The sequence below is a fragment of the Variovorax sp. PBL-H6 genome, from assembly GCF_901827155.1.
GTDB lineage: Bacteria > Pseudomonadota > Gammaproteobacteria > Burkholderiales > Burkholderiaceae_C > Variovorax.
This window is the reverse complement of the sequence record NZ_LR594659.1, coordinates 2,599,097-2,620,874: the sequence shown is the minus strand read 5'-3', so window position 1 is coordinate 2,620,874 and position 21,778 is coordinate 2,599,097. Positions and strand designations below refer to the sequence as shown.

Here is a 21,778-nt window from a genome sequence, read left to right as displayed (position 1 = left end):
GGTCGATGCTGCGCGCTGCGCGCCGAGGGAGTGCTTGCATGAACATTGACACGAACGGCTATTCGCGGATGACGGCCGTAGCGCTGCGCCAGGCGCTTGCCCGGGGCGAAGTGAACGCCGAGGCGGTGGCCCGTGCCGCGCTCGAACGCATCGCCGAGCGCGAGCCGCAAATCCATGCCTGGCAGCACCTCGATGCCAAGGGCGCATTGGCCGCTGCACGCGCATTCGATGCCCGCGGCCGGCCCGGCCTGCTCGGCGGTGTACCGGTCGGTGTCAAGGACATCATCGCCACCGCGGACCTGCCCACCCGCTACGGTTCGCCGATCTACGAAGGCTTCCGGCCCGCCGCGGACGCGCGCTGCGTCGCCACGGTTCGCGCGGCTGGCGCCGTCGTCATCGGCAAGACCGTGACCACCGAGTTCGCCTACTTTCAGCCCGGCCCCACGGCCAATCCGCGCAACCCGGCGCACACGCCGGGTGGCTCATCCAGCGGCTCTGCAGCAGCCGTGGCCGACGGCATGGTGCCGATCGCCTTCGGCACGCAGACTGCGGGCTCGCTCATCCGTCCCGCTTCGTACTGCGGCGTGTTCGCGCTCAAGCCCGGCTTCGGCGCCGCCAGCATGGAGGGCATCAAGCCCTTCTCGCCTTCGCTGGACACGCTCGGCTGGCTGGCGCGCAGCGCGGACGACCTGGAGCTGATGCGCTGCGCGATGGAAGGCACTCCTTTCGTGCCGCTGCAGCGGCCCGCGCCGAACGCGCTGCGCCTCGGCGTGTGCCGCACCCACGAGTGGCCGTCGGCGGATGCCGGTGGCATTGCGGCCTTCGGGCAGGCCGTCATGCTCGTGGGCGCGGCCGGCACCAGCCTGCGCGATGTTGCCCTGCCCGCTGCCGCGGCGGGGCTGCTGAATGCACAGAAGACCGTGATGGCCTACGAGGCCGCGCGCCAGCTCGATGTCGAATGGCGGCTGCATCCGCAGCAGCTCAGCGCCGCGCTGCACGGCCTGCTGCAGAACGGGCGGGACTGCAGCGAAGCCGACTACCGGCAGGCCCTGGCACAGGCCGGCGAAGGCCGCCGCACCGTCGGCGCGCTGATGCAGGGCCTCGACGCCCTGCTGGTGCCCGCTGCGCCTGGAGAGGCCCCGGTCGGCTTGACCGCCACGGGCGACCCGGTGTTCAGTCGCGTCTGGACCCTGCTTGGCCTGCCCTGTGTCAACGTGCCCGGCCTTCATGGGCCGCAGGGCCTGCCGATCGGCGTGCAGCTGGTCGGCCATCCGCAGCGCGAGCGCGATCTGCTGGCCGTTGCCGCCCGCGTCCACCACATCCTGTCGAACGGGTCGCAAGACGCACCGTACTTGGCTTGACCGCAACCCGGCACATGCAATTGTGGCGACGGGCTGCTGTCGAAATGCCGTCTTGCCAGACGTCATGGGGATGAGCGATCCTGCTCGACATACTCTCCTCCGGAGGTTCCCCATGCAATACATGCTGATGTTCTACCAACCCCAGTCCGAGTTCGACCAGCGTGACGAGGCCAAGGCGCAGGCCTACCGCGCGAGCTGGATGGACTACGTGGGCGCGGTGCGCCAGTCCGGCATCGTGCAGAACGGCCACGGCCTGCAGCCGCCGATGACCGGCACCACGCTGCGCGTTCGCGGCGACAAGCGCAAGGTGCAGGACGGCCCCTTCGCCGATACCAAGGAGCAGCTGGGCGGCTACTTCGTGATCGACGTGCCGGACCTCGACGCTGCACTCGAATGGGCGGCACGCGCCCCCTGCGCCGCCACGGGCGGCGTGGAGGTGCGCCCGGTGTTCACCGCACCTGCCGGGATGTGACGGCCCCTGCCCGCCCGGAGGCGCAGCAGGCGCATGCGGCAGCCGAGAGCGCCGCGCGCCAGTCCTATGGGCGGCTGGTTGCCATCCTCTCGGCACGAACGCGCGACATCGCGGCCTCGGAGGATGCGCTGGCCGACGCCTTCGCGCGCGCGCTCGAGCGCTGGCCCGCCGAGGGCATCCCGCGCCAGCCCGAGGCCTGGCTGCTGAGCGTGGCGCGCAACCGCGTGCTCGACGCCTGGCGCCACAGCCGCGTGCAGGACGCGGCAGTGCAGACGCTGCTGACCATGGCCGACGAGTTCGCCGCCGACCCGAGCGGCGGCGAGGCGGTGCCGGACGAGCGCCTTCGCCTCTTCTTTGTCTGCGCGCATCCGGCCATCGACCCCGTGGCGCGCACGCCGCTCATGTTGCAGACTGTGCTCGGCCTGGACGCAGCGCGCATGGCAGGCGCCTTCCTGGTCGCGCCGGCCACGCTGGGCCAGCGCCTGGTGCGCGCCAAGGCCCGCATCCGCGCCGCGCGCATCCCTTTCGAGTTTCCGCGCACCCAGAACCTGCCGCAGCGCCTGCAAGATGTGCTCGATGGCATCTATGCCGCCTACGGCACTGGGTGGGACGACATTGACGGCGCCGACAACGCACAGCGTGGCCTGACGCGCGAGGCGATCGACCTGTGCGGCATCCTCTGCGGCCTGATGCCGCAAGAACCTGAACCGCTGGGCCTGCTGGCGCTGATGCTGTTCTGCGAGAGCCGGGCCGCGGCCCGGCGCAGCGACAGTGGCGACTATGTGCCGCTCGATGTGCAGGACAGCGGCCGCTGGGACCTCGGCATGCACGCGCAAGCCGAGCAAGCCCTGCAACGCGCTGCCGGCATGCGTGTGCTGGGTGGCTATCAGATCGAGGCGGCGATCCAGTCCGCGCACTGTGCCCGGCGCCTGGGCGCGCCGGTCGCGCCCGAGGCCGTGTTGGCGCTCTACGACGGGCTGGTCGCCCTGCGTCCGAGCACCGGCGCGCACGTGAGCCGGGCCTGCGCGCTGGCGCGGGCCGAGGGCCCGGCCGCAGGCCTGCAGGCGCTCGATGCGTTGGCCCTGGACGAAGTGGCGAGCTATCAGTCTTTTTGGGCCGCGCGGGCGCATCTCCTGGGCGCGAGCGGCGAACGCGAGGCAGCGCGCCAGGCGTACGCGCGTGCGGCGGGGCTCAGTACCAGCGCGGCGGTGCGCGCCTATCTGGCTGTGGAAGCCGGCCGGCTTTGAATCCGGCAATGCTTTTCAAGGGACCTTCCAACCAGCCAGCGCAATAGGGTGGCTGCGGAGGTGAGCGGGCGAACGACGCACAGTGTCGCTTTTCGGCCGCAAGCCTCTACGCTGGATAGCGGCAATTTTGAGAGTTTGGGAAGGAATTTCCTCCCAAACACCTAAAACAAGAGCACTATCCGCGCATGTTGCTCAGTTTCTCGTTTTCCAACTTCGCCAGTTTTGTCGAAAAGACGGACTTGTCCCTTCGTCTCAGCACGCGCGATCCCGTGATCGGCTGGGACCGCTACGCGCTTACAAGCCAGCGGGCCTCCACTGTCGTTGCTATCGTTGGGGCCAACGGTGCGGGCAAGTCCTCGGTACTCAAGGCTGGTAGCTTCCTCGCATGGTTCATCCGCGAATCATTCGCCGCCGACCCAGAAGCGCCGCTGCCGTTCCACCCGCACATGCTGCACACGAAAGAGCCCTCGCGCTTTGAGTTGGAACTGGTGGACGACGATGGCACCCAATGGTTCTACAACTTGGTCACGACCACGACGCAGGTGCAACAAGAGACGCTGCGCAAGCGGCCGATACAGGGCAACGTACGCAGCGTATTCGCCCGCATGTGGAACAGCAAGGCTGGCGCGTATGTGGTTTCGCAGCCCGGCGTGGAACGGCGCCTACCTCCTTCCGAGGCGGCAAAGGTGCGGCCCAACGCCTCTTTCATCAGCGTCGCGAGGCAGTATGGCCTCGATGTTGCCTCGGGCCTGCAAGGCTTTCGCATCACGAGCAACTTGAAAACCGGCGACGCCAGCAGCGAATGGACAGCACTCACCGAAGCGGCGGACCACTTTCATCAGGCGCCGGAGAGCATGAACAGGGCGCGAAAGCTGCTTACGCAATTGGACTTGGGCCTGAGCAACGTCGAACTGGTAGCAATGGAGACGACAACTACACCATCCCCAAAGATGGGAGGCTCACCGCAACGTCCGACCTATTACCCCTTAGGCATCCACAACAGCAGCACGAATACCTTCCATCTACCCTTTGCATGGGAATCCGCAGGTACTCGCGCGGCCTTCGTTCTGCTTCGCCATCTGCTGGACGCGCTTGCCACTGGCACGCCGGCGCTGATCGATGAATTCGACGCGACATTGCACCCGCACATGGTAGAGCCCATCCTGCGCCTGTTCGATCGCGAAGAGACGAACCCGCATGGCGCGCAGCTGGTGTTCACGGTACAAAGCCCTGAAGTTCTGTCGCTGCTCAAGCCGGCGCAGGTGCTGTTCGTCGAAAAGACCGAGTGCATGAGCACCGCCTACCGCGGTGACGAAATAAGAGGCCTCAAGAGCAACGACAACCTCTACGGCAAGTACATGGCAGGCGCGCTCGGCGCGGTGCCCCATCTCTGATGGCGCGCTACAAGCGGCCGCTGCTTGATACCGTGCTGGCCGTGGGTGAAGGGCTGTCGGAAGTTCACCTGCTGCACCACCTTGGCGCGTTGTATGTGCCACGTAGCTGCGGGATTACCGTTACGGTGCGTGATGCCGGCGGCAAGGGCGCGGCGCAGGTAATTGACTATGCCGCCTCCATCACGCGGCGCACCGAGTACACGCGCACGCTGGTGCTGCTCGACACCGACACTGATTGGACGCTGGCAGCACGCGCGCAGGCGAAGACCTGCGCAATTGCAGTCATCCCGTGCACGCCGTGCCTTGAGGCGGTGCTCTTGCAAATCGCGGGCCGAGGAGGTGAGCGCAGCACGGAGCAGCATAAGCGGCTGTTCAGGCGCGTGTTCGCGATGACGGCGTCCGACGAGCGCATGCGCGGCTGGTATGCCAAGCACTGGGAACTTGACGCATTGATGCGCGCCCAACACGACGTCCCGGTCCTAAGGCAGCTTGTAGCTGAATTGACCGGGAACTAGACAGCGCCCGCTGCGCCGGCGCATGAGCGCGCTTTGGTGCGGTGTCGGCGCCTCCGGGAGTTCGAAGGTGGTCGGCCAAGCCGCCTGTGCCTGCGCGCAGAATCGATCCCGATGCGCGCCCTTCTCCGCACTTTTTCCTGGCAGGAACTCCGCCACCATCCCTGGCGCAGCGCCGCGGCCGTGCTGGCGGTGATGCTCGGTGTGGCGCTGGCCTTCTCGGTGCATCTGATCAACGCGTCGGCGCTCGACGAGTTCTCGAGTGCGGTGCGCTCGGTCAACGGCCAGCCCGATCTGGAGCTGCGCGCAGCGCAAGGCGCCTTCGACGAGTCCCTGTTCGGCCGCGTCGCGCAGCTCCCGCAGGTCCAGCTTGCCAGCCCGGTGCTGGAGACGCAGGCCGTGGCGCTGGCCAGCGATGCCCGCCGGCTGCCGTTGCGCGTGATCGGTGTGGATGCGCTGGTGCTTCCCACGATCGCGCCCGCGCTGATGCCGCAGCCGGCGAACGGCGCTGATCGCTTCGCCCTGCTGGCGCCGGACACCGTGTTCCTCAACGCGGCCGCTCGCAACGCGCTCGGCGAACACGCGACCCGGTTGCCGCTGCGCATCGGCACGCAGACGCGCGAGCTGCGCGTGGCCGGCCAGGTTGCGGCGGGTGGCGCCGCGTTGGCGGTCATGGACATTGGCGCAGCCCAGGACCTGTTCGGCCGCGCAGGGCAGCTCACCCGGATCGACCTGCGGCTCGCGCCCGGCACCGATCGCGCCGCCTTCATGCGCACGCTGCGCGAGTCGCCGGGCTGGCCCGCCAACATCCAGATCGCCGAGCCGGGCGACACGGCCGAGCGCGTGAGCAATCTCTCGCGGGCCTACCGGGTCAATCTCACGGTGCTGGCGCTGGTGGCGCTGTTCACCGGCGCCTTCCTGGTGTTCTCGGTGCTGGCCTTGAGCGTGGCCAAGCGTGCACAGCAGTTCGCGCTGCTGGGCGTTCTCGGGCTCACGCCGCGCGAGCGGCTGCGGCTGGTGCTGGCCGAGTCGCTCGGCCTTGGCCTGATCGGCAGCATCGCGGGGCTGGCACTCGGCACCGCGCTCGCCGCCTTCGGGCTGCGGGTGCTGGGTGGCGATCTTGGCGGCGGCTACTTCGAGGGTGTCGCGCCGACGCTGCGCTGGCGCTGGGGGCCGGCACTGCTGTACGGCGGCCTGGGGCTGCTGGCGGCGGCGGTTGGGGGCTGGTGGCCCGCGCGCGCGGCGCAGGCGCTGCCCGAAGCACAGACGCTCAAGGGCCTGGGCGCGGCGCCCGCCCAGGGCGGCGCGCACAAGCTGGCGCTGCTGCTGATCGCCGCCGGGATCGCGCTGGCCATGGCGCCGCCGGTCTTCGGCATCCCGATCGCGGCGTATCTCTCGGTGGGCTTCCTGCTGGTGGGCGGCATCGCGGCCCTGCCCTGGCTTATCGCGCTGCTCTACGACCGGCTGGCACCGGTCTTCGCCCGGCGCGTGCTGCCGATGCTGGCGATCGAGCGGGCGCGGCGCATGCGCGCCACGGCGGCAGTGGCGGTCAGCGGCGTGGTCGCGAGCCTCAGTCTCGCGGTCGCGCTCACGGTGATGGTGGCGAGCTTCCGCGAGTCGGTGACGCACTGGCTCGACGTGGTGCTGCCGGCCGATCTCTATGTGCGCAGTGCGAGCGGCGGCGGTGGCGGCTCCGTCGGCGGCGAGCAGGCGGCCTTCACGCCAGGCTTGGTGCAAGCCCTGTCGGCGCTGCCGGGCGTGGCGCGCAGCGGCACACTGCGCACGCGCGCGCTGCTGTTCGATCCGGCGCGGCCCTCGGTCACGCTGATATCGCGCAGCCTCGATGAAGACGCGTCGCGCTCGCTGCCGCTGGTGGGCCCGGCGCACCCGGTGCCGGCGGATGCCGTCGGCATCTACGTCAGCGAGGCGATGGTCGAGCTCTACGGCGCGAGGCCAGGCACCCGCTTCGAGCCGCTGGAGCGCGCCTTCGGCAGCGGCGCGCGCTTCTTCGTGGCCGGCGTGTGGCGCGACTACGTGCGGCAGTTCGGTGCGATCACGATGGACGCGCGCGACTTCGAGCGGCTCACCGGCGACCGCAGCGTGAGCGACATCGCGCTCTGGCTGGCGCCGGGCGCGAACGAGGCGCAAGTCCAGCAGGCCGTGCGCGCATTGGCGGCGCGCGAGCTCGGCGCGGCCGAGCCGATCGAGATCGCCTCCGTCGGCCAGCTGCGCGCGACCTCGCTGCGCATCTTCGACCGCAGCTTCGCCGTCACCTACTGGCTGCAGGCGGTGGCGATCGGGATCGGGCTGTTCGGCATCGCGGCCAGCTTCAGCGCGCAGGTGCTGGCGCGGCGCAAGGAGTTCGGACTGCTCGCGCACCTTGGCTTCACGCGTGCGCAGGTGTTGGCGGTGGTGGCGGGCGAAGGCGCGGCGTGGACCGCCATCGGTGCGGCGGCAGGCCTCGGGCTCGGGCTCGCGGTCGCAGTGGTGCTGGTGCATGTGGTCAACCCGCAGAGCTTCCACTGGACGATGGACCTGCTCGTGCCCTGGGTGCGCCTGGCCGCGCTCTGCGTCGCGGTGATGGCGGCCGGCACCGTCACCGCCTGGTTGGCCGGGCGCGCGGCAGCCTCTCGCGACGCGGTGCTGGCCGTCAAGGAAGACTGGTGACAATGCGCCCCATGAACGCGTCCCCTCCCCCCTGCGCCGGCTGGCTCGCTGGCGCGATCCGCCGCATCGAGGCTGACTACCAGCGCAGCGCCGACACGCACCTGATCCCGCTGCCGCTGCCCGGCTTCGCCGCGCACGGCATCGACTTCTACCTGAAGGACGAATCGACGCACCCGACCGGCAGCCTCAAGCACCGGCTGGCGCGCTCGCTCTTTCTTTATGCGCTGTGCAACGGCTGGATCGGCGAAGGCACGACGATCGTCGAGGCCTCGAGCGGCTCGACCGCGGTGAGCGAGGCCTACTTCGCGCGCCTGCTCGGCCTGCCCTTCATCGCGGTGATGCCGGGGAGCACCTCGCCCGAGAAGATCGCGCAGATCGATTTCTACGGCGGCCGCTGCCATTTCGTCGACCACGCGGCGCAGGTGTACGACGAGGCCCGCGCACTGGCCCAGCGCGAGCGCGGCCACTACATGGACCAGTTCACCTACGCCGAGCGTGCCACCGACTGGCGCGGCAACAACAACATCGCCGAGAGCATGTTCCAGCAGATGACGCACGAGCGGCATCCGGTGCCGGCCTGGATCGTGGTGGGCGCCGGCACCGGCGGCACCAGTGCCACGATCGGGCGCTATGTGCGCTTCCGCTGCCACGACACGCAGGTCTGCGTGGCCGACCCCGAAGGCTCGGTGTTCTCGGCGTACCACCGCAGCGGCGACGTGACGTTGACGGCATCGGGCTCGCGCATCGAGGGCATCGGCCGGCCTCGGGTGGAGCCCAGTTTCATTCCCTCGCTGGTCAACCGCATGATCGAAGTGCCGAACGCCGAGTCGGTGGCCGCGATGCGCGTGCTCTCGCGCCTGCTGGGCCGCAAGGTGGGGCCTTCGACCGGCACCAACTTCATCGGCATGCTGGCACTGGCTGGCGGGATGCGGGCCGCCGGGCGGCAGGGCTCCATCCTTTCGCTGCTGTGCGATGCGGGCGAGCGCTACCTGCCGAGCTACCACGACCTCGACTGGGTGGCGCAGAACTTTGGCGACTGCCACGCGGCCGAGCAGCGCGTGCAGGTCGCGCTCGCGGGCTGACGACCATGGGCCTGCACGGACTGTCGCGGCGCGCCCTGCTCGCCATGACCGCGCTGGCACTGCCGCCGGCATGGGCGCTGCCCGCGCGCACGATGCAGTTCCCGCGCGACTTCGGCAGCCATCCGGAGCTGCGCACCGAGTGGTGGTACATCACCGGGCATGCCCGCTCGGGCACGCGCGAGTTCGGCTTTCAGCTCACGTTCTTCCGCTCGCGCGTGGAGGCCACGCAGCAGATGCGCTCGGCCTTCGCGGCGCGGCAGATGATCTTCGCGCACGCGGCCATCACCGACCTCCAGGCGCGCAGGCTCTGGCACGACCAGCGCATCGCGCGCGCGGGCTTCGGCATCGCATCTGCCGCTGAAGAAGATACCGACATCCGGCTGCGCAACTGGACGCTCAGGCGAGACGCCGGCGGCTACACGGGCCGCCTGCCGGCCGAGGGTTTCGCGATCGACCTGCGCTTCACGCCGGCCGGCCCGGTGCTGCTGCAAGGCAAGGAAGGCCTGTCGCGCAAGGGGCCCAACGCCGAACAGGCCAGCTACTACTACAGCGAGCCGCAGCTCGCGACGCAGGGCCGCCTCAGCATCCAGGGCCATGGCTTCGATGTGCAGGGCCGCGCGTGGCTGGACCACGAGTGGAGCGACGCCTACCTGCATCCCGACGCGGCGGGGTGGGACTGGGTCGGCATGAACCTGGACGATGGCGGCGCACTGATGGCCTTTCGCATCCACCGCCGCGACGGCTCGGCCTTGTGGTTCGGCGGATCGCTGCGCAGCGCCGATGGCCAGCTGCGCGTGTTCGGCGCCGACGAAGTCCGCTTCGAAGGCACGAGCGCCTGGACCAGTCCGCGCACCCGCGCCGTCTATCCACTGCGCTGGCGCATCGACACGCCCGCGGGCACCTTCATCGTGCAGTCCCTGCTCGACGACCAGGAGCTCGACAGCCGGGGCTCGACCGGCGGCGTCTACTGGGAGGGGGTGAGCGACCTGCTGGACGCGAGCAACCGGCGCATCGGTCGCGGGTACCTGGAGATGACGGGGTACGCCGAGCCGTTGCGGATGTAGGCCAGCGGTCGTGTCCGCGGGCGGGCGCGACAGGCAGAATCCGTATCGCATCGGCGCCTCGCTCACCCGCTGCCGAAGCGCCTCCACCACCCCATCGATCGCCCGCCCATGGCCCAATTTCCCGACGACATCTACACCGAGCCTTCCGACCTGGATGGACGAACTCTCGACAATCTCGGGCCGCTGCGCCGTATGGCGGGCCTATGGCGCGGCGAGAGGGGCGTTGACGTCAAGCCCAAGGCGCAGGGGCCGAAGACGCAGGTCTACGTGGAGCACTACGAGCTGCAGCCGATCGACCCGCAGACCAATGGCCCGCAGGTGCTTTATGGGCTGCGCTACCACACCTTCATCCACAAGCCGGGCCTGACCAAGGCGTACCACGACCAGGTCGGCTACTGGCTGTGGGAGCCCGCCACCGGCACGGTCATGCACACGCTGGCGATCCCGCGCGGCCAGGTCGCAATGGCCACTGGCCATGCCAGCCCCGATGCAGATCGCTTCGAGCTCGTGGCCACGCACGGGAGCCTGGTGAACGGCATCGTCTCCAACCCGTTCATCGAGCATGCCTTCACCACGCTGGAATGGCGCATCGAGGTCGCCTTCAACGCGGACGGGACCTGGTCCTATGACCAGGACACCGTGATGCAGATCCAGGGACAGGCGGAGCCCTTCCACCACACCGACCGCAACACGCTCACGAAGGTGGGCGAGCCCTCGCCGAACCCCCTGGCCGTGCAGGCCTGAATCGCACGGATCGCCAGTGCGGCGAGCGCGTCATGCCGACGGGGTAGAGGAACGGGCGCGCCAGGAGCTGTAACACCTGCGAACCATGCGCAATCCGCGGGCACAATCCGGACGCCGCCCCTGTGGCCTTTGAGGTCGCTGTCGTGAAATTCGAGAAAATTCCGTTCGAGGCACCGTTCGCGATCGAGCCCATGGCACTGGCCGAGCTGCCGGCCGTGCCGAAGGTGAGCATCGCGATCATCTGTTTCAACTACGGCCGCTTCCTGCCCGAATGCCTCGACAGCTGCCTCGGCCAGACCGTGCCGCCAGACCAGATCGTGGTGGTGAACGACGGCTCCACCGACGACAGCGCGCAAATCCTCGTTGGCTACGCAGCGCGCTTCGCGCAGGTCCAGCCCATCCACCAGCCCAACGGTGGCATCTGCGCGGCCACCAACGCCGCCCTCGCCGCCTGCACCGGCGACGTGGTGCTGCTGCTCGACGCGGACGACGCGATCGCGCCGCGACGCATCGAGAAGGTGCTGGATGCACTTCGCCGGCGCTTGGACGGGCACCTTCCGGGCTGGACGCACAACGCCATGCAGCGCTTCTCGGAGGGCCGGCCCCACCTGGGCCTGGCGCCCTACTATCCCGGCGGCCGTGCGCCGGAGGGCTGGCTGGCCACCGAGACCTTGAAGGCGGCCTCCTGCCTCGTCCTATCGCTGACCTCGGGGCTCGCCTTCCGGCGCGAAGTCCTGGAGGCCATCGGCCCGGTGGACGCCGACCGCACGATGTACCAGGACCTGCAGCTTTGCACGGCAGCGGCGCTGCTCAGCCCCTGCGCCTGGATTCCCGAGCCGATGACGCGCTACCGCGTGCACGGCGCCTCGGCAACTCAGGGCTCGATGGTGTCGGTGGCGCAGATCAAGGCGATGCGGCAGCGCGCCGCCCGCTTCGACCTGTGGCTGCGCGCACAGCTCGAGCGCCAGCAGTCCGGCGCCTCGGCGCTGTGGCGGCCGCTCGAGGACCAGGGAGGTTATCTCTGGCTCAGTTTCCTCGAGCGCTGGCTGTCGGGAGAAGGCAAGGACCTCGGCCTGCTGCGGCGCGCGCTGCGCCACCCCGACACGCGCCAGGGGCCGCGGCAGTACCGCATCTACTACTACGGCAGCGTGCTGCTGCCCCGCGCGCTCTTCCTCTCGTACTCGCAGCTGATCTTCGGAGCGAGCCCGCTCAAGACCATGCTGCGCAGGCTGCTGCGCCGGACCTGAGGGCCGGCTGAGCCGGAGCGCGCGGCTCAGGCGAACACGGCGCGAAAGTCGATTTCCTCTTCCCCCGGCATCTCGAGGCGCAGCGTGTTCTCGACGTGCGTGAGGTGCTCGATCATCAGCATGCAGGCGCGCTCGGCATCGCCCTGCTCCAGCGCGTCGACGATGGCATCGTGCTCGTGGTGCGGGCAGGCGGGCGTGCCGGGCGCGTCGTAGAGCGCGATCACCAGGCAGGTCAGCGAGCACAGCTCGCGGATGCACTTGTGCAGGTACGGGTTCTGCCCGAGCTCGGCGATCAGCAGGTGGAACTGGCCCGAGAGCCGGATGGTCGCGCGCCGGTCGTTGCGCTCGCGGGCCTCGCTCTCGAGCGCGATGTTCTTGCGCAGGCGCGCGAGCTGCTCGCGCCGCACCTGGCCCGACAGGTCGCGCAGCAGCGCCGGCTCCAGCACGCGCCGCGCATTGAACACCTGTCGCGCCTGCTCGACGGTCGGGCTGGCGACGAAGGTGCCGCGGTTGGGCTCGACCGTGAGGATGCTGTCGTGTGACAGCTTGCCAAGTGCCAGCCGGACCTTGGTGCGGCTCACGCCGAAGACCTCGGACAGCTTCTCCTCGACCAGCTTGGTGCCGGGCGGCAGCCGGTGCTCCCAGACGGCCTGGAGGATGCGTTCGCTGATCTCCTCGACGGAAGGCGCACCCGGGGCATCAACGTCCGTGCTGGTCGTTTTGGCCATTGTCTCGATTCCTTTTGAACATCAGATCTCTTTGGATTGTATGGCGGTTATGCGGCCAATCATCGCCCAATTGCACCCGCTTTTCTTAGGAATGCACCAAGAAAGCTGCTGCCAGGTCCGGGTTATCCACTAGGCCTAGCCGAAGAACATAAATGTTTTTAGCGATGTACAAATTTCTTCTTGATTGCACATCGGTTATCGCCTATCTTTTGCCCGCGCAACGATTCAGCCCCTCACTTCCATCACTCACGGAGACAAGCGAATGCATGCAACCATGCCCATCGGCGGGACAGCCGAACGCGAGGCCAGCCCCTCATCCACCAAGCGCGTGGCGGCCGCCAGCCTGGCCGGGACGACGCTGGAGTTCTACGACCACTTCATCTACGGCTCGGCGGCAGCCCTGGTCTTCCCGAAGCTGTTCTTTCCGCAGAGCGAGCCGTTGGTGGCGACACTGCTGTCCTTCGCGAGCTATGGCGTCGCCTTCGTCGCGCGTCCGCTGGGTGCAGCGGTGTTCGGGCACTTCGGCGACAAGCTGGGCCGCAAGTCCATCCTCTTCATCACGCTGCTGATGATGGGATTGGCCACCTTCCTGATCGGCTGCCTGCCGACCTTCGGCCAGGCCGGCATGCTGGCGCCCATCCTGCTGGTCCTGCTGCGCATCATCCAGGGCCTGGCGCTGGGCGGCGAATGGGGCGGCGCGGCCATCATGGTCAACGAGCTCGACCCGGAGGGCAAGCGGCGCGGACTGCTCGGCGCCGTGGTGCAGATCGCGGCGCCCATCGGGCTGCTGCTCGCCAACGGCGCCTTCGCGCTGGTCACCTGGCAGGTGTCCGAAGAAGCCTTCCTCTCATGGGGCTGGCGCATTCCCTTCATGCTGAGCGCCATTCTCGTGGTCGTTGGCCTGTACATCCGCATGAGCGTGGCGGAATCCAAGGTGTTCGAGAAGGAGGCCAAGGGCCATGAAGCGCACGCGCCGATCAAGGAGGTGCTGCGCCACTACAAGCCGCAGCTCGCCATCGCCTTCTTCGCGCGGCTGGGCGGCGACATCGCCTTCTATGTGTTCACCCTCTTCCTGCTGTACTTCGTGCCGACGCAGCTGGGCCTGCCGAAGTCGATTGCACTCAACGCAGTGCTCCTGGGCGCCGTGGCGCAGATGATCTTCATCCCGGTGGCCGGCTGGCTGTCCGACCGCATCGGCCGCCGGCCGGTGCTCATGATCGGCGGCATCGGCGGCGCGCTCTGGGCCTTCGTGTTCATGCAGATGGTGCAGACGCGCGACCCGGCCCTGATCATGGCGGCGTCCTTCGTGGGCATGGTGCTGGTGTCGTTCATGTTTTCGCCGCTCGCCTCCTTCCTGCCGGAGTTGTTCGCGACCCGCGTTCGGGTGACGGGCGCCTCGCTCGGCTTCCAGTTCGCGGGCGTCTTCGGCGGCGCACTGGCGCCGATCATCGCCACCGCGCTGATCGCGCGCTTCAACTCGACGACGCCTGTGGCCATTTACCTCGCGATCGTCTGCGCGCTGATCGCGGTGGCTGCCTTCGCGGCACGCGAGACCGCACGCATCGACCTCAAGGACGCGGGCCATTGAGCGCCGCCGGCAAGCAAGAGAAGGAAACGCAAGTGCAAGGCTTCGACACCGTCATCCGCAACGGCCTGGTCGCGACCGCCTCGGAAACCATGCAGGCCGACATCGGCATCCGCGGCGGCCGGGTGGTCGCACTCGGGCAGGAGCTCGCGCGCGGCCGCGACGAGATCGATGCGCGGGGCAAGCTGGTGCTGCCCGGCGGCGTCGATGCCCACTGCCACCTCGACCAGCCGATGGACGAAGGCCTGCGCATGGCCGACGACTTTGCCAGCGGCACGCGCTCGGCGGCCTGCGGCGGCACCACCACGGTGATCCCCTTCGCCGCGCAAATCAAGGGCCAGTCGCTGCGCGCCGCGGTGGAGGACTACCACCGGCGCGCAGGGCGCAAGGCGGTGGTGGACTATGCCTTCCACATGATCGTGACCGACCCCACCGAGCAGGTGCTGCGCGAAGAGCTGCCGGCCCTGATCGCCGAGGGCTACTCCTCGTTCAAGATCTACATGACGTACGACGACATGAAGCTGGACGACCGCCAGATCCTGCGCCTGCTCGCGGTGGCGCGCAGGCACGGAGCGCTGGCGATGATCCATGCCGAGAACGCCGACTGCATCGCCTGGCTCACCGAGACGCTGGAGGAAGCCGGGCACACTGCACCGCTCTTCCACGCGACCTCGCGCCCCATGGCCATCGAGCGCGAGGCGACGCACCGTGCGATCACGCTATCGGAGCTGGTGGACGTGCCGATCCTGATCGTGCACGTGTCCGGCCGCGAAGCCATCGAGCAGATCCGCTGGGCGCGCGGCCGGGGCATGCGCCTCTATGCCGAGACCTGCCCGCAGTACCTGTTCCTCAGCGCGGACGACCTGGGCGGCGGCTACGAGGGCGCCAAGTGCGTGTGCAGCCCGCCGCCGCGGGATCGGGCCAACCAGCGCGTCGTGTGGGAGGGCCTGTCCGACGGGCTCTTCACCATCGTCTCCTCCGACCACGCGCCGTTTCGCTTCGACGATCCGCAGGGCAAGAAGCCCGGCGGCAAGGAGGTGGCCTTCCGCCACATCCCCAACGGCATTCCGGGGCTGGAGACGCGCCTGCCGCTGCTCTTCTCCGAAGGCGTGCGCACCGGGCGCATCACGCTCAACCAGTTCGTGAGCCTGACGGCAACCAACCCGGCGCGGCTCTACGGCCTGCACCCGCGCAAGGGCACGATCGCCATCGGCTCGGACGCCGACATCGCGATCTGGGACCCGAACAAGGAGGTCACCATCGAGAACCGCCTGCTGCACCACGACGTGGACTACACGCCCTACGAAGGCATGCAGGTCACCGGCTGGCCCGTGACGACCCTCGTGCGCGGCGAGCGCGTGTGGGACGAGGGCAAGCCCTGCGCGCCCTCGGGCCATGGCGAGTTCCTGCCCTGCGGCAAGCCCGAAATGGCGCGCCCCAAGCCGGGCGATGCGGCGAACGGCGCCTACGTGGGCAACTTGCCCGATGCGCTGGCCAAGCTTGCAAAGGCACCCCCGCATGCTTGACCTCGACGCCTCACAGATCGCGCAGCGTGTGCAGCGGGGAACGCTGGACCCGGGCGAAGTCGTGGCGGCGTGCCTGCGGCAGATCGAGTTGCGCAACGGCACGCTCAATGCCGTGGTGGGCGAGGTCCCGGCCTCGCTCGACGCAGAGATCACCTCCCTTCGCGCGCGCGTCGCCCGCAGGGAACCGATGCCGCTTGCCGGCGTGCCCGTGGTGGTGAAGGACGTGATCTGGGTCCGCGACCAGCGCGTGACGCAAGGTTCGCTGCTGTTCCAGGACTTCGTCGCGCCTCGCGATGCGCTGTCGGTGGAGCGACTGCGCGCCGCCGGCGCGCTGGTGATCGGCATGGGCAACAGCTCGGAGTTCGCCTGCAAGGGGCTGACCACCAACAAGGTCTACGGGCTCACGCGCCATCCGATGGACCCGGCCCTCACGCCGGGCGGCTCCTCGGGCGGGTGCGCCGTCGCGGTGGCCGCGCGGCTCGCGCCGCTCGCGCTGGGCACCGATGGCGGCGGCTCGAGCCGGCGACCGCCCGCGCACGTAGGCGTGGTGGGCTTCAAGCCTTCCTTCGGCGCGATCCCCGATCCCTTCGGCTTCGCGCATGCCTTCATCGGGCTCCAGACGATCGCGCCGATCGCCCGCACTGTCGCCGACGCCGCGCTGATGTTCGAGGCGATGGCCGGCCCCGACCCACGCGACCCGGCGTCCATGCTGCTGCCCGACCCAGCCCCGCTGCGCGCTGCGAACCAGTTGCGCGTGGCCTTCAGCCCGCGCCTGGGCCTCGACGTGCCGGTGGACGAGGACGTGCAGGCATGCATCGCCAGCGCAGTCGAGGCGTTGCGCATGGCGGGCTTCGACATCACCGATGCCGACCCGCTCTGGCCCGACGGTGCCGACGAGACTGCGTTGATGCCGCTGCAGCACACCGGGCTCGCCGACCTGTTCGGCGAAGCCTGGCGGCGCGATGCTTCGGTCTTCGACCCCGACGTAGCGCGCCAGATCGAGCGCGGGCTGCAGTGGTCTGGCGCCGACGTGGCGCGGGCGCGTGCCGCGGGCGCCGCAATCGCATCGACGCTGGCCGGCTTCCTCGCGCACCATGACGTGCTGATCTGCCCGACCGCGCCTTGCGTCGCCTGGCGCAACGACCGGCTCGGGCCCACGCACATCGGCGGTCAGGCGGTGGAGCCGCGCGCGCACGCCGTGTTCACGCCTTTCGTGAACCACGCGATGGCGGCTGCCATCACCCTTCCCTGCGGCAGCGGGCGCGATGGCCTGCCGGTCGGCCTGCAGCTGATCGCGGCACGCGGACGTGACCGGCAATTGCTCGAAGCGGCGCGGGCCGTCGAAGCGGTGCTGGCGCGGGCCGGCAACACGGCGGCATAGTCAGGCCTGATTTCAAAGGAACATCGCATGCGCATCCTCGTGCTCAACCCGAACACCAGCCAGGGCATCACGGACCGGCTGATGAGCGCCGCCCTGCCCGCCGCAGCCGCCGGCACCGAACTGGTCGCGCTCACGGCGCCGCGCGGCTTCCCCTACATCGCCACCCGCGCCGAAGCGCAGATCGGCGGCGCGGTCGCCTTGGAAATGCTGGCCGAGCACCACGAGGGCTTCGACGCCGCCATCATCGCGGCCTTCGGCGACCCGGGATTGTTCGGCGCGCGCGAGCTCTTCGACATCCCCGTGGTCGGCATGGCCGAGGCCGCGATGCTGACCGCCTGCATGCTCGGCAAGCGCTTCGCCATCGTGACCTTCGCGCAGGCGCTCGGCCCCTGGTACGAGGAGTGCGTGGAGTCGCACGGGCTCATGGGCCGCCTGGCCGGCATCCGCATGCTCGAGGGCCGCTTCGCCTCCATTGCCGATGTGCAGGACGAGAAGGAGCAACTGCTGGTGGACCTGGCGAACCGCGCGGTGAACGAGGACGAGGCCGACGTGGTGATCCTCGCCGGCGCACCGCTGGCCGGCCTGGCCGACAAGGTCAAGGATCGCATCCCCGTGCCCGTGGTCGACCAGATGGCCGCGGCGGTGAAGCAGGCCGAGGCGCTGGCAACGCTGCGCGTGCGAAAGGCGAGCGCCGGCACCTTCAGGCGGCCCGCGCCGAAGCAAGCGATCGGCCTGCCGGATGCGCTCTCGCGGCGCTTCGCTCCCTGAGGCTCACCTCCCATTTTCTGGCGAGAGCAGCGACTTCCTCGAGTACGCGGTGGCTCTTCGTGGCGCAGGAGCCAGGATCGCTGCAAAGAATCGTTCCCACGTCGTCGATCTCAAAATCCAATGCCGCGGCTGTGACGAGGAACGCCAAATGCCACAACCCGCTGGCGCAGCTCAAGGAACTCCAAAAGACCCGAAAGGCCACGCACACCGGCCGCTCGCGGCCTTGAGCACCTGATGCCTCAGGCCGCGCCAGGCGGCTTCGGTGTCGCGTGCATCGCCTGCATCTCCTCGCACAGGATGGGGACCGCCAGGTTGCACGCATGAATGCCCATGACGGTCGTGAGCTGGATGACCTCCAGCACCTCCTCGGGCGTCGCACCGAGCCTGAGCGCGTTCTTCATGTGCCGGCGCACGCCCGGCGCGTAGAGGTGAGTCGTTGCAGCGTTGATCGCCACCAGTACCAGCTCCTTGAACTTCGCCGGCAGCGGGCCGTTGCGGTGCGGGACACTGCGGAACGCAAGGTACGCCTCCATGAACTCGGGGTCCAATTCGCGCAACTGGTCCCACAGCGGGTTCCAGTCGCCGCGTGCGATATGGTCGTCGCAGTTCGGCGTGGCCACCTTCCTGTCAATCGGCGTGTGCGTCATCGGGTCGTCCCTGGCTACCACTTGGCAGAATCCGCGAGCAGCATCTCCGATGCCTTCTCGCCGATCATCAACGCTGGTGCATTGGTGTTGGAGGATGCAATCGTCGGCATGACGGACGCGTCTGCGACGCGCAATCCGGCGATGCCGTGCACACGCAAGCGCGAATCGAGCACCGAATCAGTCGAATCCCGCCCCATGCGGCAGGTGCCGACGGTGTGCCATGCGGTCTGACCGCTCTCGCGGGCGTAGTCCAGCAGCGCGGCATCCGTTGCGGCCCCTGCCCCCGGCCGCTGCTCGGCGATGACGACCTCGCCGAGAGAAGCCTGGTTCGCGATGCGGCGCACCAGCTTCAGCAGGTCGACCGTCGCGCGTCGATCGGCATCCTCGGCCAGGTAATTGGGCTGGATGCGCGGCGGCGCATTCGGGTCCGCGCTGGCGCAGTGAATGCTTCCGCGCGACGCCGGATACAGGACGAAGCCACCGATCGAGAAGCCCGACCAGGGGTCGATGCCAGCCCCTTTCGTTCGGGAGTAGCGGTCCTTCCCGCTGATGTGATAGACGCGGATCATCACGTCCGGGTGACCGTTGGCAGATGCCGTGCGTGTGATGGCATGCGCCGTTGACGAGGTGTTGGCCAGCAGCCCCTTGCGCAGGAAGAGGTATTGCAGCGCCGTCTTCACCTTCACGTAGGGGCTTCGCATCAGGTCGTTGATGGTCTCCGGCACGCGGGTGCGATAGGTGCAGCGCACCTGCAGGTGGTCGCTCATGTGCTCGCCCACGGACGGGAGGTCGCACTGCACCGCGATGCCGAGCGCCTGCAGCCGGGCCGCATCGCCGATGCCCGACAACTCGAGTAGTTGCGGCGATTGGACGGCGCCGGCGCTCAGCACCACCTCGCATCGGGCCCGCGCCGTCTGGATGCGGCCTTCGTGCTCGAACTCGACGCCGACGCAGCGCTGGCCTTCCAGCAGCACGCGGCGGACGATCGAACCGGTGCGGACGATCAGGTTGCTGCGCTGGCGTGCCGGCTTCAGGTACGCGACGGCCGCGCTCCAGCGCCGCCCGTTGTGCGCCGTCTGCTCCAGGTAGCGCACGCCTTCGTAGCGCACCGCGTTGTAGTCAGGCGTGCTCTCGATGCCCGCCTCGCCGCAGGCGTGCACGAAAGCTTCGGAGATCGTGTCGCGCTCGCGCACCGCACGGTCGGTGATGCGCATCGGGCCGTCGTGGCCGCGTAGCGGGTTGTCGGCGAAGGGATTGGATTCGAGCCGCTTGAAGTACGGAAGCAGCTGCTCGAAGCGCCATCCCTCGATGCCGCGGCCCGTCCAGCCGTCGTACTCGCGAGGGTCCCCCCAGACATAGGCCATGCCGTTCAGCGCGCTCGATCCGCCGAGCACTTTGCCACGCGGCCAGTAGATCGACTGGCCTTGCATGGCGGCCTGGGGTTCGGTCTGGAATTTCCAGGCGTAGCGCTCGTCGGTGAGCAGCTTGCCCACGCCCAGCGGGATGTGGATCCACATGTGGTTGTCCGCGCCCCCACCCTCTAGCAGCAGCACGCGGTGCCTGCCGCTCTCGGTGAGTCGCGCGGCCAGCACGCAACCAGCCGACCCCGCGCCGACCACGATGTAGTCGTAGGCTTCCATGGATGACGGTGCACCGGTCATGCGGACTTGTCCCGGTGTTTGAACGAATCGCGGCGGAAGCTGTAGAGCGCATTGGGATCGACCTTCACGTCCACCACCGCCGGCTTGCCGCAGGCAACGGCAGCTGCGACCGTGCTGCCCAGATCCGCGGCGCGGTCCACCCGGAAACCCTTGGCCCCCCATAGCTCGGCGAGCTGGTCGTAAGGCGGGTTCGGCACGTCGGCGCCGATGTAGCGCTCCCCGAAGAAATCGCGCTGGTAGGCTTTTTCCGCACCCCAGCAGCCGTTGTTCATCACGATGCAGACCGTGTTGATCCCATGGGCGACCGCGGTGCCGATTTCCGACGTGGTCATGCCGAAGCCGCCGTCACCCATCAGGCTGACCACGGTTCGATCGGGCGTCGCGAGCTTGACCCCCAGGCCGCACGCGTACGAGAAACCCACCAAGCCGAAGTCCAGGGGCGTGAAGAGTGCTGGCGGCTGCGCGTAGCGCAGCTTGTCCGTCGCCTGCAGGCACAAAGTGCCCGCATCCATCGTGTAGATGCAGTCGTCCGGCAGCACGTCGCGCAGCGTCTTGAAAAGGAAGGCAGGCTGGAGCGGGTCTGCGCCCTGCCCTGCGTCGGCATCCTGCTGGACAAGGAAGGCCTTGCGTCGATCCATGAAGGTTGTGGCCCAGTCGCGCGCCGCGCTGCCGTCATGGCCTTGCAGCGCCGACCCGAGGTCGCGCGCGACCACGCCCGCGTCTCCGAAGATGCCGAGCGCGACCGGAAAGAAACGCCCGATGGCCGTCGGCTCGTTCTCCACCTGGATGATCCGCGCGTTGCGGTTCAGGTTGTCGAACGAATAGAACGTGGTGTTGAAGCCGAGGCGCGTGCCGAGCGCAAGGATGACGTCGGCCGTACGCGCCAGGTCCGAAGCAACCGCATTGCCGCGCGGACCCATCTGGCCCGCGTAGAGCGGGTGCGTGCAGGGAATCGCGTCGCCGTGCCCGGGGGACGTGACCACCGGCGAATTGAGCATCTCGGCCAGCGCGAGCACGGCGGCGTGGTGGCGGCCGTTCTTGACGCCGCCTCCGGCAAGGATCAGCGGATTCTTCGCGCCGCGCAAGAGCACGGCCGCCTGCTCGATCGCTTCACGGCTCGCGGTGAAGGTACCGTCGAAATGCAGGCTGCCGGCGCGCGCGGTCAGGTCGAACTCCGCACTGTCTGCCAGCAGGTCGCGCGGCAAGTTCAGCAGTACCGGCCCTCGCCGCGGCGACAGTGCCGTGCGGAACGCCTCGCCCATCATCTCGGGAATGCGTGCGGTCTGGGTCAGCGTCCATGTCTTCTTGGTCACCGGCCGGAACAGTGCCTGCTGGTCGACCTCCTGGAACGCGTCGCGGTACACGTGCGCGGACGACAGCGAGCCTGCCAGTGCGACCACCGGCGAGTACGCCGCGTTCGCCTGAGCCAGGCCCGTGACGAGGTTGGTCGCGCCAGGTCCGTTCTGGCCGGCCAGGAAGACGCCCGCCGTGCCCTTGGCGCGAGCGTAGCCATCGGCCATGTGCACGCCGGTGCGTTCGTCGCGCACCCCGATGAAGTCGATCGAGCCCGAATCGTAGAGCGCGTCGAAGATCTCCATGCCGGCAGATCCGATGAGGCCGAAGACGTGTCCGGTCTTCTCGGCCTCGAGCGATTCGACAATGGCCTGGCCACCCGTCATTCTTTGCATGCTG

18 protein-coding genes are annotated in these 21,778 nt (G+C 68.8%); 14 read left to right on the top strand and 4 right to left on the bottom strand.

What is annotated here, in order from left to right; translation table 11 throughout:
- The first annotated feature begins 38 nt into the window (after positions 1 to 38).
- The 10 genes from G3W89_RS12415 (at position 39) to G3W89_RS12370 (ending at position 11,790) form a co-directional block, all read left to right on the top strand.
- Positions 39 to 1,361: an amidase gene (locus G3W89_RS12415; protein WP_232076494.1), complete on the top strand. Its 1,323-nt coding sequence runs from the start codon at positions 39 to 41 to the stop codon at positions 1,359 to 1,361.
- Positions 1,362 to 1,473: 112 nt separating this feature from the next.
- On the top strand, positions 1,474 to 1,833 hold the full coding sequence (locus G3W89_RS12410; RefSeq protein ID WP_162574366.1) for a YciI family protein: 360 nt from the start codon (positions 1,474 to 1,476) through the stop codon (positions 1,831 to 1,833).
- A complete protein-coding gene (locus G3W89_RS12405) occupies positions 1,830 to 3,080 on the top strand; it encodes an RNA polymerase sigma factor (protein WP_232076492.1) in 1,251 nt (416 codons plus the stop codon). The genes G3W89_RS12410 and G3W89_RS12405 overlap by 4 nt, the downstream gene beginning before the upstream one ends.
- A gap of 185 nt (positions 3,081 to 3,265) precedes the next feature.
- The gene (locus tag G3W89_RS12400; protein WP_162574364.1) at positions 3,266 to 4,474 is read left to right on the top strand and encodes an AAA family ATPase; all 1,209 of its coding nucleotides are present in this window, start codon (positions 3,266 to 3,268) and stop codon (positions 4,472 to 4,474) included.
- The gene (locus G3W89_RS12395) at positions 4,474 to 4,989 is read left to right on the top strand and encodes a hypothetical protein (protein WP_162574363.1); all 516 of its coding nucleotides are present in this window, start codon (positions 4,474 to 4,476) and stop codon (positions 4,987 to 4,989) included. Before G3W89_RS12400 ends, G3W89_RS12395 begins: the two co-directional genes overlap by 1 nt.
- 111 nt (positions 4,990 to 5,100) lie before the next feature.
- Positions 5,101 to 7,653 carry an FtsX-like permease family protein gene (locus tag G3W89_RS12390; protein ID WP_162574362.1) on the top strand — a complete coding sequence of 851 codons (2,553 nt, stop codon included), beginning with the start codon at positions 5,101 to 5,103 and terminating at the stop codon, positions 7,651 to 7,653.
- Between the two features lie 2 nt (positions 7,654 to 7,655).
- Entirely contained in the window at positions 7,656 to 8,735 is a 1,080-nt protein-coding gene (locus G3W89_RS12385; RefSeq protein WP_174258317.1) for a PLP-dependent cysteine synthase family protein, read from the top strand.
- 5 nt (positions 8,736 to 8,740) lie between these two features.
- Positions 8,741 to 9,799 (top strand): lipocalin-like domain-containing protein, encoded by a 1,059-nt coding sequence (locus tag G3W89_RS12380; protein ID WP_162574360.1) that lies wholly within the window; start codon positions 8,741 to 8,743, stop codon positions 9,797 to 9,799.
- A 108-nt stretch (positions 9,800 to 9,907) separates the two neighbouring features.
- Positions 9,908 to 10,543 (top strand): FABP family protein, encoded by a 636-nt coding sequence (locus tag G3W89_RS12375; protein ID WP_162574359.1) that lies wholly within the window; start codon positions 9,908 to 9,910, stop codon positions 10,541 to 10,543.
- A 143-nt stretch (positions 10,544 to 10,686) separates the two neighbouring features.
- Positions 10,687 to 11,790 carry a glycosyltransferase family 2 protein gene (locus G3W89_RS12370; RefSeq protein ID WP_162574358.1) on the top strand — a complete coding sequence of 368 codons (1,104 nt, stop codon included), beginning with the start codon at positions 10,687 to 10,689 and terminating at the stop codon, positions 11,788 to 11,790.
- Positions 11,791 to 11,816: 26 nt separating this feature from the next.
- Here G3W89_RS12370 and G3W89_RS12365 read toward each other — a convergent pair whose 3' ends face one another.
- Positions 11,817 to 12,518 carry a GntR family transcriptional regulator gene (locus tag G3W89_RS12365; RefSeq protein ID WP_162574357.1) on the bottom strand — a complete coding sequence of 234 codons (702 nt, stop codon included), beginning with the start codon at positions 12,516 to 12,518 and terminating at the stop codon, positions 11,817 to 11,819.
- 262 nt (positions 12,519 to 12,780) lie between these two features.
- Between G3W89_RS12365 and G3W89_RS12360 the strand changes: the two genes are divergently transcribed.
- From G3W89_RS12360 to G3W89_RS12345, 4 genes are read left to right on the top strand one after another with little or no spacing between them, the layout of a single operon-like run.
- A complete protein-coding gene (locus tag G3W89_RS12360; protein WP_162574356.1) occupies positions 12,781 to 14,106 on the top strand; it encodes an MFS transporter in 1,326 nt (441 codons plus the stop codon).
- 32 nt (positions 14,107 to 14,138) lie between these two features.
- Positions 14,139 to 15,629: a dihydropyrimidinase gene (hydA, locus tag G3W89_RS12355; RefSeq protein WP_232076808.1), complete on the top strand. Its 1,491-nt coding sequence runs from the start codon at positions 14,139 to 14,141 to the stop codon at positions 15,627 to 15,629.
- Positions 15,622 to 17,010, top strand: a complete 1,389-nt coding sequence (locus G3W89_RS12350; RefSeq protein WP_162574354.1) for an amidase — start codon at positions 15,622 to 15,624, stop codon at positions 17,008 to 17,010. The genes hydA and G3W89_RS12350 overlap by 8 nt, the downstream gene beginning before the upstream one ends.
- 27 nt (positions 17,011 to 17,037) lie before the next feature.
- A complete protein-coding gene (locus tag G3W89_RS12345) occupies positions 17,038 to 17,778 on the top strand; it encodes an aspartate/glutamate racemase family protein (protein WP_162574353.1) in 741 nt (246 codons plus the stop codon).
- Between the two features lie 239 nt (positions 17,779 to 18,017).
- On the opposite strand, the gene G3W89_RS12340 is transcribed toward G3W89_RS12345, so the two are convergent.
- From G3W89_RS12340 to G3W89_RS12330, 3 genes are read right to left on the bottom strand one after another with little or no spacing between them, the layout of a single operon-like run.
- Positions 18,018 to 18,425: a carboxymuconolactone decarboxylase family protein gene (locus G3W89_RS12340; protein ID WP_162574352.1), complete on the bottom strand. Its 408-nt coding sequence runs from the start codon at positions 18,423 to 18,425 to the stop codon at positions 18,018 to 18,020.
- A gap of 14 nt (positions 18,426 to 18,439) precedes the next feature.
- Positions 18,440 to 20,086, bottom strand: coding sequence for a GMC family oxidoreductase (locus G3W89_RS12335; RefSeq protein WP_162574351.1), 1,647 nt, complete (start codon positions 20,084 to 20,086; stop codon positions 18,440 to 18,442).
- Entirely contained in the window at positions 20,083 to 21,774 is a 1,692-nt protein-coding gene (locus tag G3W89_RS12330; protein WP_162574350.1) for a thiamine pyrophosphate-binding protein, read from the bottom strand. The genes G3W89_RS12335 and G3W89_RS12330 overlap by 4 nt, the downstream gene beginning before the upstream one ends.
- Positions 21,775 to 21,778: the final 4 nt, after the last annotated feature.

Excerpts from the sequence above, each read along its gene's own strand:
- G3W89_RS12350 (WP_162574354.1), top strand. The coding sequence starts at position 15,622 with ATGCTTGACCTCGACGCCTCACAGATCGCGCAGCGTGTGCAGCGGGGA.
- G3W89_RS12390 (WP_162574362.1), top strand. The coding sequence starts at position 5,101 with ATGCGCGCCCTTCTCCGCACTTTTTCCTGGCAGGAACTCCGCCACCAT.
- G3W89_RS12415 (WP_232076494.1), top strand. The coding sequence starts at position 39 with ATGAACATTGACACGAACGGCTATTCGCGGATGACGGCCGTAGCGCTG.
- G3W89_RS12400 (WP_162574364.1), top strand. The coding sequence starts at position 3,266 with ATGTTGCTCAGTTTCTCGTTTTCCAACTTCGCCAGTTTTGTCGAAAAG.
- G3W89_RS12395 (WP_162574363.1), top strand. The coding sequence starts at position 4,474 with ATGGCGCGCTACAAGCGGCCGCTGCTTGATACCGTGCTGGCCGTGGGT.
- G3W89_RS12365 (WP_162574357.1), bottom strand. The coding sequence starts at position 12,518 with ATGGCCAAAACGACCAGCACGGACGTTGATGCCCCGGGTGCGCCTTCC.
- G3W89_RS12380 (WP_162574360.1), top strand. The coding sequence starts at position 8,741 with ATGGGCCTGCACGGACTGTCGCGGCGCGCCCTGCTCGCCATGACCGCG.
- G3W89_RS12410 (WP_162574366.1), top strand. The coding sequence starts at position 1,474 with ATGCAATACATGCTGATGTTCTACCAACCCCAGTCCGAGTTCGACCAG.
- G3W89_RS12385 (WP_174258317.1), top strand. The coding sequence starts at position 7,656 with ATGCGCCCCATGAACGCGTCCCCTCCCCCCTGCGCCGGCTGGCTCGCT.
- G3W89_RS12330 (WP_162574350.1), bottom strand. The coding sequence starts at position 21,774 with ATGCAAAGAATGACGGGTGGCCAGGCCATTGTCGAATCGCTCGAGGCC.
- G3W89_RS12375 (WP_162574359.1), top strand. The coding sequence starts at position 9,908 with ATGGCCCAATTTCCCGACGACATCTACACCGAGCCTTCCGACCTGGAT.
- G3W89_RS12340 (WP_162574352.1), bottom strand. The coding sequence starts at position 18,425 with ATGACGCACACGCCGATTGACAGGAAGGTGGCCACGCCGAACTGCGAC.
- G3W89_RS12335 (WP_162574351.1), bottom strand. The coding sequence starts at position 20,086 with ATGACCGGTGCACCGTCATCCATGGAAGCCTACGACTACATCGTGGTC.
- G3W89_RS12360 (WP_162574356.1), top strand. The coding sequence starts at position 12,781 with ATGCATGCAACCATGCCCATCGGCGGGACAGCCGAACGCGAGGCCAGC.
- G3W89_RS12345 (WP_162574353.1), top strand. The coding sequence starts at position 17,038 with ATGCGCATCCTCGTGCTCAACCCGAACACCAGCCAGGGCATCACGGAC.